Genomic DNA, 12,955 nt, shown 5'->3' with positions numbered 1-12,955 from the left:
CGCGATGCCCCGCCCCGGCCTCACGCCGCACCTTGCCCGCCTTGAGGCTGAGGCCATCCACATCATGCGGGAGGTGGCCGCGGAGTTCCGCAACCCGGTGATGCTCTATTCCATCGGCAAGGACTCGTCGGTGATGCTGCACATCGCCCGCAAGGCCTTCTTCCCGGGCAAGCCGCCGTTCCCGCTCCTGCACGTCGACACGACGTGGAAATTCCGCGAGATGATTGCCTTCCGTGACCGCACGGCGCGCGAGCTCGGCTGGGAGCTTATCGTCCACGTCAATCCGGAAGGCCGGGAGCGCGGCATCGACCCCTTCCGCTCCGGCTCGGCCCTGCATACCCAAGTGATGAAGACCGAGGCCCTGAAGCAGGCGCTCGAAAAGTACGGCTTCGACGCTGCCTTCGGCGGGGCCCGGCGCGACGAGGAGAAGAGCCGCGCCAAGGAGCGCATCTTCTCCCATCGCAACGCCCAGCACGGCTGGGAGCCGCGCAGCCAGCGACCGGAGCTGTGGAACCTCTTCAACACCCGCATCAATCCCGGCGAGTCGATGCGCGTCTTCCCCCTGTCCAACTGGACCGAGCGGGACGTGTGGCACTACATCCTCGCCGAGAACATCCCCGTGGTGCCGCTCTATTTCGCCAAGGAGCGCCCGATGGTGGAGCGCGACGACGCGCTCATCATGGTCGACGACGAGCGCATGCCGCTCCGTCCCGGCGAGCGGCCGCAGCTGCGCAAGGTCCGTTTCCGCACCCTTGGCTGCTATCCGCTTACCGGCGCCGTCGAGTCGGACGCCGACACGCTGGAGGCGATCGTGGAGGAGCTGATGGCCTCCCGCGCCTCCGAGCGGCAGGGTCGGGTCATCGACCGGGACGACCAGGCTTCCATGGAGCGCAAGAAGCGCGAAGGATACTTCTGATGAACGCCATCGCCACGCTCGCCGGTCCCGCGCCGGCCCCGGCCGCTCCGCAGCGCAGCCTTCTGCGCTTCCTCACATGCGGCTCGGTCGACGACGGCAAGTCGACGCTGATCGGGCGGCTGCTCTACGAGACGGGTGCCATTTTCGAGGATCAGCTCGAGGCGCTGGAGCGGGATTCGCGCCGCCACGGCACGACGGGCGGGGACATCGACTTCGCCCTGCTCGTCGACGGGCTCGAGGCCGAGCGCGAACAGGGCATCACGATTGACGTTGCCTACCGCTATTTTTCGACGGCGCGCCGCTCCTTCATCGTTGCTGACACGCCCGGTCACGAGCAGTACACGCGCAACATGGCGACGGGCGCCTCCAACGCGGAGCTCGCCATCATCCTCGTCGACGCGCGCAAGGGCGTCCTCACGCAGACGAAGCGCCACAGCGTCATCGCGGCGCTCACCGGCATCCGGCACGTTGTCCTTGCCGTCAACAAGATCGACCTCGTCGGCTTCGATGAGGAGCGATTCAACGCCATCGTGACCGAATACATGGCCTTCGCCGGCAGGCTCGGCTTCGCCTCGGTCGTGGCCATCCCGCTCTCGGCCCGTTTCGGCGACAACATCGCGGTGCGCAGCGCCAGCACGCCCTGGTACGAGGGGCCGACGCTCGTCGGCCATCTCGAGGAGGTGGAGGTCGAGGCGGCGCAGACGGATGGGCCGCTGCGCTTTCCTGTGCAGTGGGTCAACCGGCCGGATCTCGACTTCCGCGGCTTCTCGGGCACACTCGCCGGCGGTGTCGTGCGCGTCGGTGACGAAGTGGTGGCCGCCTCGTCGGGCAGGAAGAGCCGGGTGAAACGCATCGTCACCTTCGACGGTGACCGGGAGTCGGCCCGGGCCGGGGATGCCGTGACGCTGGTCCTCGCCGACGAGATTGACGCCCCGCGCGGTGAGGTGCTGGCCGACCCGAAGGCGCGGCCGACGACGGCCTCCCGTCTCTCCGCGCGGCTTGTATGGATGAGCGAGGACAGGCTGACGCAGGGCCGCTCCTATCTCATGAAGCTCGGCACGCGCACCGTGCCCGCCACGGTCCGCGCCATCCGCAGCGTCATCGATGTGGAGAGCTTCGAGGAACGGGCGACGGACAGCTTGCCGCTCAACGGCATCGGCATGGTCGAGATCAACACGGTGACACCGGTGATCTTCGATCCCTACGACGAGAACCGCGCCACGGGCGCCTTCATCCTCATCGACCGTTTCACCAATGCCACCGTTGCGGCCGGCATGGCCGTCGCGGCCGTGGGGGCGACCAACGTCCACCGCCACGGCTTCGACGTCGACCGCACGGGGCGCGCCGGGCTGAAGCACCAGCGCCCGCTCGCCGTCTGGTTCACTGGCCTGCCGGGCTCGGGCAAGTCGACCATTGCCAATATGGTGGAGCGCAAGCTGCACGCCCTCGGCCGCCACACGATGGTGCTCGACGGCGACGACCTGCGCCAGGGGCTCAACGCCGATCTTGGGTTTGATCTCGCCAGCCGCGCCGAGAACGTGCGCCGCGCCGGCGAGGTGGCACGGCTCATGCTCGATGCCGGCCTCGTCGTGCTCTGCGCCTTCGTCTCACCCGTGCGGGCTGACCGGGACCGGTTGCGCGAGCGCTTCGCGCCGGGCGAGTTCGTCGAGGTCTTCGTTGACACGCCTCCCGAGGTGTGCGCCGCACGCGATCCCAAGGGGCTCTACCGGAAGGCGCAGGACGGCAAGATCGCGACTTTCACCGGCGTCGGCCAGGGCTACGAGCCGCCATTGTCGCCCGATCTCGTGCTCGACGGCGCCGAGGCGGATGCAGAGGCGCTCGCCGAGCGGGTTCTCGCCTTCATTGAGCCGCGCATCTCTGGCGCGAGCCTGACGGCGGAGGATTCGGCGGCGCTGTGAGTGCCGCCGGCCGTGGCGGCATCAGGCCGTCTGGCGCGCGACCTGCTTCGTCTCTTCGCCGGGGTGGTCGGGCTCGTGCTGGGGGACCGCCATGATGGCGTCGGCCAGTCGGTCGATGCGCTCCAGCAGCGTGGCGTCGTCGCCGGCCTCGCTGGGCAGCTTGCGCAGGTCGCGCTGCAGGCGGTTGAGCTCCCGCTGTAGCCGGGCGCGGTCGGCGCGGGCCTGCTGCAACGCCCCCTCGAGCGACATTTTTTCGGCACGCATCGTTTCGACCTCCTCTTCCAGGGCACGGAGGGCCGTCCGCTCCCGTTCTCCGGTTGCGGCCAACTCGGCCTGGAGCTTCGCGATCAGCTCGCGTGCGCGGGCCAGCTCAGCATCACGCTCGGCGACGATGGTCTCGCGCCGCGACGCGGCCACCGAGGCCTCGGTGAGACGCGCGGCATAATCGACCTCGCTCGCCTCCAGCACCTCGATGCGTGTCGCCTGTTCACGGCGCATGTCCTCCAGCGAGCGGATGCGGGCTGAGAGCACCTCCTCGTGGGTCCGCGCGCTTTCGAGCAGCTTGTCACGTTCGGCGATGCCCGCCTGCGCCGCCGTCAGGTCCGCCTGCGTGGCGGCGAGCGCCTGTTCGAGGTTCGCCAGGCGGTCGGTATGGTTGGCGAGCTGCGTCTCGAGCCCGGCCACGGCGATGCGCTTCGTGTCGATCTCGGTCAGTGCATCCCGGTGGGCAGCGTCCAGCGCGCGGTAGGCTTCCTCGCGGGCGTCGAGGCGGCCCGTCGTTTCCTTCAGCTCCGCGTCGAGCCGCGCAGCTTCCGCCCGTGTCGTCTCGAGTGTGGCGGCCGTTTCGGCGAGGCGGCTTTCGAGATCGGCAATCGTCGCGCGCAGGGCTGCGCGTTCCTCCTCGAGCCGTGTCAGTTCCGTGGTGCGCCGGCCGATGTCGGCCAGGGCCGCGGCGTGCTGCTCCCGCGCCTTCTCGAGCTGCTGCTCGAGGCGGCGCAGGGCCACGGCGAACTCAGCCCTCAGGTGGTCCTTCTCGGCCGTCAGCTCCGCGATCGACATCGGGAACTGCGCCTCGAGCCGGCGGCGGATCAGGCGCTCGGCCCGGCGGTTGACCGCGGGCAGCACCACGATTGCCAGGAGCGTGGCCGTGAGGAACCCGAGCGCGAAGATCATCAGCGCTTCGATCACGGCCCCGCTTCCCCTTCACGCCCGTTGTACGGCCGGCCGCCCCACCGCCGGCTTCCTTTTATGAAAATGGCACGCCTCGGCTGGTCTTTCCAGTCAGGCGCCCGTCATTCGATCGCTCCGGCCGAACGCTCAGAAGGGATTCCACGTCGCCTCGGGCGTGAACTTGAGATACCCGAGGTTCAGGCCGAGGCGGGCGCCGACCCCCGTACGGATGGGTACGATGATGATGCCGTTGGCGGTGAGTGCCGTCATACCGAAGCCGGCCACCAGATAGGCAGAGCCGTTGATGCCGGCGAAACGCTGGAACAGCGCGTTCACCGTCGGCAGATTGTAGACGAGCATCATGGTGCGCGCGCCGTCTCCGCCGAAGTCGAGGCCCACCGAGGGCCCCTGCCAGAAGACGCGCTGGTCGCCGGCGTTGCGCGTGTAGAGAACGCCCTCACCGTAGCGCAGGCCGCCAATGAAGGCGCCCGACGCCTCCTGGCCGACGATGTAGCCGTTCGGCTCACCCCACCGGCGCACCGCTTCCTCGATGGTGAGGGCAAGGCCGCGTGAGACGTTGCCGAAGGCCTTGTGCCCGGATTGGATGAGCTCCTCGGGCGAGAAGGTGTCCTGCCGTGCCGGTGTGCCCTGGGCAAGGGCGACGCCGGGCGCCACGAGGAGGAGCGCCGCGATGATCATCATGGCGGCACGCCAAGCCACGTTCCAGCTGGCTCGCATCAGCAATACTCCATTCACTAAGCCCGCCCATCCCCATCATGGGGCAAAAATCGTTAACGAGATTGCTAAACGAATGCGAAATGTCGCTCGTTGCTGTTGGCGCGCGCCGGCTGGCCGGGGCGGCACGCTGTCGGAGGGCGGTGGCAGGAATGCAGGTCAGGCCTGCGCCGTCGCGGCGGCCAGCAGCTCCCTGTCCCGCGCAAGGCGCGGATCGCCCCAGGCGATGAAGGGGCCGTTGGCGAAGCCGTCCGTCGCGTCGCCGTAGGTGAGGCGGGTGCCATCCGGCGCTGTCACGAGGCCGCCGGCCGCACTGACCAGCGCATCGCCTGCCGCGACGTCCCATTGCATGGTCCGGCCGAAGCGCGGATAGACGTCCGCCTCGCCCGAGGCGACGAGACAGAACTTGATGGCCGAGGAGGCGTTGCGCCGTTCGTGCGGCGCCAGGGCGGCGAGGAAGCGGTCCGTCCGCGCGTCGCCGTGTCGGGCGCTGGCGAGGGCCGTCAGCCGCTCGCGAAAGGCTGGCCGGGTACGGATGGGCCGCAGGCGTTCGCGGGAGGGGGGCGGGCCGCCTGCCGGCGCGGTCAATGCGTAGGCCGCGGCCCCTCCGAGCCAGAAGCGCCCGTCCGCCGGCGCGTGGACGACGCCGGCGACGGGGCGGCTGCCGACGACGGCGGCGATGTTGACCGTGAATTCCGATCCGCCGGCCACGAAGTCGCGCGTGCCGTCGAGCGGATCGACGAGAAAGAAGGCGTCGTCCCGGCCGAGTGGCGCCGGGTCCTCGGCGCTCTCTTCCGAGATCACGCGCACGTGCGGGAAGGCGCGGGCGAGCTCGGCGGCGATGAAGGCTTCCGCCGCCAGGTCCGCGTCCGAGCAAGGGCTGCCATCCTCCTTCGTGCGGGTGGTGAACCCGGCAGCACGCCTTTCGAGGATCCGTGCGCCTGCACCATGGGCGATTGCTGCGAGGGTAAGGGCGAGGGTGTCGGCGTCGGATGAAAAGGGCGACATAAGAAGCACTGTGCGTGATGAACCGGAGTGGTTGTGCGCAAGACGGCAACGAATTGCAAGCGGTGCATCAGCTGCGATACGCCGTGGTCGCGGGGCTTCCTGACCCGCGCGAAGCAGTGTATCACCGAAACCTGTTCGCGCCCCGTTCCGGGGTGCGTCCATCACGCGTTAGCCCCTTCCGCGGAGCCGCCATGACCGCCGTTACGCTCGATGCGCTCGATCTCGCCGCTCTCCTGTGCAGCCGCGTGTGCCATGACGTCATCAGCCCGGTGGGGGCCATCGTCAACGGGCTCGAAGTGCTCGAGGACGAGAAGGACGCCTCCATGCAGGAGTTTGCGCTCGACCTCATCAAGAAGAGCGCCCGGCAGGCCTCGGCCCGGCTCCAGTTCGCGCGTCTGGCCTTCGGCGCGGCCGGTTCCGCCGGAGCCTCGATCGACCTCGGCGATGCCGAGAACGTCGCCAAGGGCTTCATCCAGGACGACAAGGTCACGCTCATCTGGAACGTGCCGCGCCTGCTCCTGCCCAAGAACAAGGTGAAGCTGCTCCTCAACCTCATCCTGCTCGCCACCAACGCAATTCCGCGCGGCGGCTCCATTACGGTGGATGCCGAGGTGGAGGGCGAGAACGTGCGCTTCACCATCGCCGCCAAGGGCGCGAGCGCGCGCATTCCGGCCCATGCGGAGCAGCTCCTCGCCGGCAAGGCGGAGGGCGGAAGCGTCGATGCGCATGCGATCCAGCCGTTCTACACGGGGCTCGTGGCCCGCGCGGCCGGCATGGATGCGCGTTTCTCAATCGAGGATGATACGGTGTTGATCAAGGCCGGCCCGGTGGCGGCCTGAGCACTTGCGCGTGATCCGTGCAAGTCGGCGCAGGATTTCAACCTAACTTAAACTCTTCACCCTGACACTGCCCGTCGGATCACGGCGGCGCGGGCGGCCGGTATCGGCCGTGCGCGCGCTTTTCGGGTATGCGTCATGGATGAACTTCTGCGCGAGTTCCTGACGGAGACGAGCGAGTATCTCGACACCGTCGACGTTGAACTCGTGCGCTTCGAGCGCAACCCGAACGACACGGCGATCCTGCGCAACATTTTCCGTCTCGTTCACACCATCAAGGGCACCTGCGGCTTTCTCGGCCTGCCGCGTCTCGAGGCGCTGGCCCATGCCGCCGAGACGCTGATGGGCCGTTTTCGCGACGGCGAACAGCCGGTCACGAGCCGGGACGTCACGCTGATCCTGGCGACCATCGACCGCATCAAGCACATCATCACCGAGCTCGAGCGCACGTCGGTGGAGCCGCCGGGCCAGGACGACGATCTCATCTTGCGCCTCGAACGGTCGAGCGGCGGCGCCGGGCGGCGCGAGATCGATCCCGCCATCCTCGCGGCCTTTGACGAGCCTGAGGCGCCGCCTCCGGTCCAGGAGGCCGCGCCGCCCCGGGGAGGGACCGTCACGGACGCCGTGGACCCGGCGCCAGCACGGCAGCAGACCATCCGCGTGGCGGTGAACACGCTTGAGCACCTGATGACGATGGTCTCGGAGCTGGTGCTGACCCGCAACCAGCTGCTCGACATCGCACGCCGGCACGAGGACAACAGGTTCAGCGTGCCCCTGCAGCGCCTGTCGCACGTCACTGCCGAGCTGCAGGAGAGCGTCATGAAGACGCGCATGCAGCCCATCGGTACCGCCTGGCAGAAGCTGCCGCGGCTGGTGCGTGACCTTTCGGACGAGCTCGGCAAGCCCATCGATCTCGTGATGCGTGGTGCCGACACCGAGCTCGACCGCCAGGTGCTCGACATTATCAAGGATCCGCTGACACACATGGTGCGCAACGCCGCCGACCACGGGCTGGAGAGCCCGGCCGAGCGGCGGGCCCTCGGCAAGCCGGAGCGGGGCACTATCCGCCTCGGCGCCTATCATGAGGGCGGCACGATCACCATCGAGATCGCCGATGACGGGCGCGGTCTCGACATTCCCGCCATCCGGGCCAAGGCGATTGCCCGCGGCCTCGCGCCTGCGGCCGAGATCGAGCGAATGAGCGACGCGCAGGTCGCGAAGTTCATCTTCCATCCCGGTTTCTCGACCGCCGAGACGGTGACCGCCGTGTCGGGCCGCGGCGTCGGCATGGACGTGGTCAAGACGAACATCGAGCTCATCGGCGGCGTCATCGACATCCATTCCGAGCCCGGGCGCGGCACCGTCTTCACGGTCAAGATCCCGCTGACGCTGGCCATTATCGCGGCGCTCATCGTCAGCGTGGGCGACCAGCGCTTCGCCATTCCCCAGATGGCGGTGCTGGAGCTGGTGCGCGTGCGCCCCGGCTCAGAGCAACGCATCGAGACCGTCAACGGCGCGCCCGTGCTGAGGTTGCGCGAGCGGCTGCTGCCGGTGATGTCCCTGGCGCGCATCCTTGAGCGGCCGGGGGCGGCGGGAGACGACGGCTTCATCGTCGTGCTTCAGGTGGGGCGGCAGCGCTTCGGCCTTCTTGTCGACGGCGTCTTCCACACCGAGGAGATCGTGGTCAAACCGATGTCGCGCAAGCTGCGGCATCTGCAGGTGTTTTCCGGCAACACGATCCTTGGTGACGGGGCCGTGGTCCTCATCATCGATCCCAACGGCATCTCGCGCGCGCTCGGCGCGCACGGGGTCGATGCGGCCGCCTTCGACGACGCGATGGCCGAAATGGAGGACGAGCGCGAGGAGGAGATTGAGAGCACGTCGCTGCTTGTCTTCCGGGCCGGCGGGCCGGGCCAGAAGGCGGTGCAACTGTCCCTCGTCACACGGCTCGAGGAGATAGACGCCTCCCGCATCGAGTGGATCGGCGATCGCCCCTTCGTCCAGTACAGGGGCCGGCTGATGCCGCTCGTGCCGGCCAGCGAGAAGCTCGCTATCCGCAAAGAGGGCACGCAGCCTATTCTCATCTTTTCCGACGCCGACCGGGCCATGGGCCTCATCGTGGACGATATCGTCGACATCGTCGACGAGCGGCTCGTCATCGATCCTGTGCCGCAGCGGCCGGACCTCGTCGGCTCGACGGTGGTGCGCGGGCAGGCGACCGAGCTCATCAACGTCGCCCATTTCCTGCCGCTTGCGCACGAGGACTGGCTGTGCCGGGCGGCCGTGCCGAGTGCGCCGATACGCACCGTCCTGCTTGTCGACGATTCGGATTTCTTCCGCGGCATGCTGGCCCCGGTCCTGCGCGCGGCCGGCTATCGCCTCGTCCTCGCCGCCAGCGTCGACGAGGCGCTCGACGTGCTCGGCTCGCAACGGGTCATCGATGTCGTGGTGAGCGACATAGAAATGCCCGGAAAGACAGGCTTCGATCTTATCGAGAGCCTGCGGGCCGACCAGCGCACGCAGCACCTGCCGGTAATCGCCCTGTCGTCCTACATCAGCCCGGCGATTGTCGAGCGGGCGCGACGCTACAGCGGAGTGGAGTTCGTGGCGAAGTTCGACCGCGGTGGCCTGCTCGCGGCACTGGCGGCCACGTTGGACGGTTATGGAGAGGCCGCGTGAGTGCGATCGATCCCGCCATCATCGCCAGCACCGTCGACGACGCCATCCAGTACGTCACCGTGACGGTTGGCGAGCAGCTGTTCGGCATTCCCATCGCTCGGGTGCGCGACGTGTTCGTGGTTGGCGCCCTGACGCCCGTCCCGCTCGCGCCGCCCGAGGTTCAGGGGCTCGTGAACCTCAGGGGCCGTGTCGTTACCGCCGTATGCATGCGCCGCCGTCTCGGCCTGCCGGCGCTGGAGCCGACGAGCGGGTCGGTCATGGCTGTCGGTCTGGAACAGGGCGACGAGAGCTTCGGCCTCATCGTCGACGGTGTCGGCGAGGTGATGCGCGTGCCTGTCGACACGCGGGAGCCGACGCCGCCCCATCTGGGTTCCCGCTGGGCCTCGCTTGCTTCGCACATCCACAGGCTGGAGGACCGCCTCCTTATCGTCCTCGACGTGGATGCGGTACTAGCCTTCGATAATGACGGAGGGGCCGGTTGATCCTTGTGCCCACCGGCGCCGTGGCCGGATATGATCGAGCGTTGACTGGGAGTCTCGCAACATGAAGCATTGTCTTGTCGTCGATGACTCGGCGGTCATTCGCAAGGTGGCGCGCCGCATCCTCGAGGCCCTTGCCTTCGAGGTGAGCGAGGCCGAGGATGGCGCCCAGGCCCTCGACCGGTGCCGGCTGTCCATGCCCGAGGCGGTGCTGCTGGACTGGAACATGCCGGTGATGGACGGCTACGAATTCCTCAAGGCGCTGCGCCAGCTGCCCGGGGGAGACCGGCCGAAGGTCATCTTCTGCACCACGGAAAACGACGTTGCCCACATCGCCAAGGCGCTTCAGGCCGGCGCCGACGAATACATCATGAAGCCCTTCGACAAGGACATCGTGGAAGCGAAGTTCCAGGAAGTCGGTCTGGTCTGAGGCGCGGCGCGGCAGAGCGGCCGGCTGCGGCCGGACATCGGCGGGGGCAGTGTGGTGATACGGGTTATGCTCGTCGACGATTCGGCCGTGGCGCGCGCTCTTGCGCTGCGCTGGCTGGACGTGGAGCCGGACATCGACGTGGTGGCGGAGGCCGAGACCGGCCGCGTCGCGCTCGCCCTCGTTGCGCGGGCCAATCCCGACGTGATCGTGCTGGACCTCGACATGCCGGACATGGACGGGCTCACGGCTCTGCCGGAGCTGCTCGCGGCGCGGCCGGGCGTCGCCGTGCTCGTCGTCTCCACGCTCACGCGCCGTAACGCCGAGATCTCGCTGCACTGCCTCGCTCTCGGCGCGGCGGACTATGTGCCCAAGCCCTCCGCGCTCGGGGATGCCAGCGCGCTCAGCGCCTTCCGCGCCGAGCTGCTGGAGAAGATCCGTGCGGTGGCGCAACGCGGGCCGCGCGCAGGCACGGGCGCGGAGCCGCCGCGGCTTGCCGTGTCGGGCATCGTCGCGCGGCCGGCCTGTATCGTGGTCGGCGCCTCGACCGGGGGGCCGCGGGCGATCATGCGCCTGTTCAGCCAGTTGCCGGCCTCCGTCCCCGTCCAGGTGCCGGTCATCGTAGTGCAGCACATGCCACCGATCTTCACGACGGTCTTCGCCGAGCATCTCGCCGCCATCGGCTGCCCAGTGTGCGAGGCAGCCGATGGCGAGATCGTGCGGCCGGGTGTGATTCATGTCGCTCCGGGCGGGCGCCACACCGGCCTCGTGCGGCGGGGCGGCGAGATCGTTTTCAACGTTCACGACGGCCCGCCCACCAATGTCTGCCGGCCGGCCGTCAATGTCCTGTTCGAGACGGCGGCAGCCGTCTACGGCCCGGCCGTGCTCGCCGTGGTGCTCACGGGCATGGGGCGCGACGGGCTCGCCGGGGCGCGGCGCCTGGCTGCTGCCGGGGCGCCCATCATCGTGCAGGACGAAGGGACCAGCATCGTGTGGGGCATGCCGGGTGCGATCGCCCGCGAGGGGCTGGCACGGGCCGTGCTGCCGCTGGACGGCATCGCGTCGGCGATCAATGTTTTCATGGAGGGGGGCGGTGATGACTGAGGCCGATTTCGACTATCTGTGCACGTTCGTCCGCGCCCGTTCCGGCCTCGCGCTGACGCCGGAGAAGCGCTATCTGCTCGAGAGCCGTCTGCAGCCGCTTGCCCGCACACGCGGCTTCGAGACGCTTGCGGCGCTGGTGAGGGCGCTGCAGGCCGGCGGCAATGGGGAGCTTGAGCAGGCCGTCGTCGAGGCCATGACGACGAACGAGACCTTCTTCTTCCGCGACAAGACCCCCTTCGAGACGCTGCGCAACGACATCATGCCCCGGCTGCTGGAGGCGCGCGCCGGCTCGCGCTCGCTGCGCATCTGGTGCGCCGCGGCCTCCACAGGGCAGGAGCCCTATTCGCTCGCCATGATGCTCGACCAGATGGGCGAGCGGTTGGCCGGCTGGCGCGTCGAGATCCTGGGGACGGACATTTCCACCCAGGCGCTGGAACGGGCCCGCGCCGGGCTCTACAGTCAGTTCGAGGTGCAGCGCGGCCTGCCCATCCAGCTCCTCGTGCGCTACTTTACGCAGGTCGGCGACCAGTGGCAGATCGCACCGCAGCTGCGTGAGCGCGTCATCTTCCGGCCGTTCAACCTGCTCCACGACTTCTCGCCGCTCGGCACCTTCGACGTCGTCTTCTGCCGCAATGTGCTGCTCTATTTCGACATGGCGCTGAAGGCCGACATCCTGGCGCGGCTGGGGCGGCAGATCGCTCCCGACGGCTGTCTGTTCCTCGGTGCGGCCGAGACCGTCATCGGTCTGGGCGACGAGGTCGAGATGCATCCGACCCTGCGCGGCGTCTATGTGCCGCGCCGTCGCGGTGCGACGCGGGCCGCCTGAGCGCGGCCTGTCGGGACCGCAGGCCGAAACGCAAAAAGCCCCGCGACGCGGGGCTTTTTCGTCAGAATCTCGCAGCTGGCCGGGCGCCTCAGGCGGAGATGCGCTCCTCGATCTCGTCCGGCTCGCGCAGCACATAGCCGCGGCCCCAGACGGTCTCGATGTAGTTCTTGCCGTTGGAGGCGTTGGCGAGCTTCTTGCGCAGCTTGCAGATGAAGACGTCGATGATCTTGAGCTCCGGCTCGTCCATGCCGCCGTAGAGATGGTTGAGGAACATCTCCTTGGTGAGCGTGGTGCCCTTGCGCAGGGAGAGAAGCTCCAGCATCTGGTACTCCTTGCCGGTGAGGTGCACGCGGTTGCCCGCCACCTCCACCGTCTTGGTGTCCAGATTGACCACGAGGTCACCCGTGGTGATGACCGACTGGGCATGGCCCTTGGAGCGGCGCACGATGGCGTGGATGCGCGCCACCAGCTCGTCCTTGTGGAAGGGCTTCGTCAGGTAGTCGTCGGCGCCGAAGCCGAGCCCCTTGACCTTGTCCTCGATGCCGGCGAGGCCGGACAGGATGAGAATGGGCGTCTTGACCTTGGCGACACGCAGGCTCCGCAGCACCTCGTAGCCGGACATGTCCGGCAGGTTGAGGTCGAGGAGGATGATGTCGTAGTCGTAGAGCTTGCCGAGATCCACGCCCTCTTCGCCGAGATCGGTCGTGTAGACGTTGAAATTCTCGGACTTGAGCATCAGTTCGATGCTCTGCGCGGTGGCGCTGTCGTCTTCGATGAGCAATACGCGCATGTCAGGTCCCCAACCTCGCCCCGAGGCCCGCGCTGGCGGTGTCCCGGCTTTCCGACGCTGCCCGCG

At 68.4% G+C, this 12,955-nt stretch carries 12 protein-coding genes; 8 read left to right on the top strand and 4 right to left on the bottom strand.

The features are described from left to right. Positions 1–4: 4 nt before the first annotated feature. Positions 5–916 (top strand): sulfate adenylyltransferase subunit CysD, encoded by a 912-nt coding sequence (cysD, locus tag HNQ73_RS03480; RefSeq protein WP_244649922.1) that lies wholly within the window; start codon positions 5–7, stop codon positions 914–916. After that, positions 916–2,835, top strand: a complete 1,920-nt coding sequence (gene cysN / locus HNQ73_RS03475) for a sulfate adenylyltransferase subunit CysN (RefSeq protein ID WP_183332319.1) — start codon at positions 916–918, stop codon at positions 2,833–2,835. Before cysD ends, cysN begins: the two co-directional genes overlap by 1 nt. A 21-nt stretch (positions 2,836–2,856) precedes the next feature. Here the strand turns inward: cysN and HNQ73_RS03470 are convergent, their stop codons facing one another. From HNQ73_RS03470 to HNQ73_RS03460, 3 genes are all read right to left on the bottom strand, one after another. Next, entirely contained in the window at positions 2,857–4,023 is a 1,167-nt protein-coding gene (locus HNQ73_RS03470; RefSeq protein ID WP_183332317.1) for a coiled-coil domain-containing protein, read from the bottom strand. Positions 4,024–4,152: 129 nt separating this feature from the next. Continuing rightward, positions 4,153–4,743 carry a DUF1134 domain-containing protein gene (locus HNQ73_RS03465; protein ID WP_183332315.1) on the bottom strand — a complete coding sequence of 197 codons (591 nt, stop codon included), beginning with the start codon at positions 4,741–4,743 and terminating at the stop codon, positions 4,153–4,155. A 156-nt stretch (positions 4,744–4,899) separates the two neighbouring features. Then, positions 4,900–5,748, bottom strand: a complete 849-nt coding sequence (locus tag HNQ73_RS03460) for a 3'(2'),5'-bisphosphate nucleotidase CysQ family protein (protein WP_183332313.1) — start codon at positions 5,746–5,748, stop codon at positions 4,900–4,902. A gap of 191 nt (positions 5,749–5,939) precedes the next feature. Here HNQ73_RS03460 and chpT point away from each other — a divergent pair, with 191 nt between their 5' ends. The 6 genes from chpT (at position 5,940) to HNQ73_RS03430 (ending at position 12,099) form a co-directional block, all read left to right on the top strand. Next, positions 5,940–6,587 carry a histidine phosphotransferase ChpT gene (gene chpT / locus HNQ73_RS03455; protein ID WP_183332311.1) on the top strand — a complete coding sequence of 216 codons (648 nt, stop codon included), beginning with the start codon at positions 5,940–5,942 and terminating at the stop codon, positions 6,585–6,587. 135 nt (positions 6,588–6,722) lie between these two features. After that, positions 6,723–9,263, top strand: coding sequence for a hybrid sensor histidine kinase/response regulator (locus HNQ73_RS03450; protein WP_183332309.1), 2,541 nt, complete (start codon positions 6,723–6,725; stop codon positions 9,261–9,263). Beyond that, complete coding sequence (locus HNQ73_RS03445) at positions 9,260–9,745, top strand: chemotaxis protein CheW (protein ID WP_183332307.1); 486 nt, start codon at positions 9,260–9,262, stop codon at positions 9,743–9,745. The genes HNQ73_RS03450 and HNQ73_RS03445 overlap by 4 nt, the downstream gene beginning before the upstream one ends. 61 nt (positions 9,746–9,806) lie before the next feature. After that, complete coding sequence (locus HNQ73_RS03440) at positions 9,807–10,172, top strand: response regulator (protein ID WP_183332305.1); 366 nt, start codon at positions 9,807–9,809, stop codon at positions 10,170–10,172. 66 nt (positions 10,173–10,238) lie between these two features. Further along, positions 10,239–11,273: a chemotaxis-specific protein-glutamate methyltransferase CheB gene (gene cheB / locus HNQ73_RS03435; RefSeq protein ID WP_183332303.1), complete on the top strand. Its 1,035-nt coding sequence runs from the start codon at positions 10,239–10,241 to the stop codon at positions 11,271–11,273. Beyond that, on the top strand, positions 11,266–12,099 hold the full coding sequence (locus tag HNQ73_RS03430) for a CheR family methyltransferase (RefSeq protein WP_183332301.1): 834 nt from the start codon (positions 11,266–11,268) through the stop codon (positions 12,097–12,099). The genes cheB and HNQ73_RS03430 overlap by 8 nt, the downstream gene beginning before the upstream one ends. Before the next feature lie 88 nt (positions 12,100–12,187). Here the strand turns inward: HNQ73_RS03430 and ctrA are convergent, their stop codons facing one another. Continuing rightward, complete coding sequence (gene ctrA, locus HNQ73_RS03425) at positions 12,188–12,889, bottom strand: response regulator transcription factor CtrA (protein ID WP_183332299.1); 702 nt, start codon at positions 12,887–12,889, stop codon at positions 12,188–12,190. Between the last annotated feature and the right edge of the window lie 66 nt (positions 12,890–12,955).

Source organism: Chelatococcus composti, assembly GCF_014201415.1.
Lineage (GTDB): Bacteria > Pseudomonadota > Alphaproteobacteria > Rhizobiales > Beijerinckiaceae > Chelatococcus_A > Chelatococcus_A composti.
Note: the sequence above shows the minus strand (reverse complement) of the source record. Positions and strands in the feature narration are given on the sequence as shown.

Bases quoted from the DNA above. Each gene is read 5' to 3' on its own strand.
- cysD (WP_244649922.1), top strand. From the start codon at position 5: ATGCCCCGCCCCGGCCTCACGCCGCACCTTGCCCGCCTTGAGGCTGAG.
- cysN (WP_183332319.1), top strand. From the start codon at position 916: ATGAACGCCATCGCCACGCTCGCCGGTCCCGCGCCGGCCCCGGCCGCT.
- HNQ73_RS03465 (WP_183332315.1), bottom strand. From the start codon at position 4,743: ATGCGAGCCAGCTGGAACGTGGCTTGGCGTGCCGCCATGATGATCATC.
- HNQ73_RS03460 (WP_183332313.1), bottom strand. From the start codon at position 5,748: ATGTCGCCCTTTTCATCCGACGCCGACACCCTCGCCCTTACCCTCGCA.
- chpT (WP_183332311.1), top strand. From the start codon at position 5,940: ATGACCGCCGTTACGCTCGATGCGCTCGATCTCGCCGCTCTCCTGTGC.
- HNQ73_RS03450 (WP_183332309.1), top strand. From the start codon at position 6,723: ATGGATGAACTTCTGCGCGAGTTCCTGACGGAGACGAGCGAGTATCTC.
- HNQ73_RS03440 (WP_183332305.1), top strand. From the start codon at position 9,807: ATGAAGCATTGTCTTGTCGTCGATGACTCGGCGGTCATTCGCAAGGTG.
- cheB (WP_183332303.1), top strand. From the start codon at position 10,239: ATGCTCGTCGACGATTCGGCCGTGGCGCGCGCTCTTGCGCTGCGCTGG.
- HNQ73_RS03430 (WP_183332301.1), top strand. From the start codon at position 11,266: ATGACTGAGGCCGATTTCGACTATCTGTGCACGTTCGTCCGCGCCCGT.
- ctrA (WP_183332299.1), bottom strand. From the start codon at position 12,889: ATGCGCGTATTGCTCATCGAAGACGACAGCGCCACCGCGCAGAGCATC.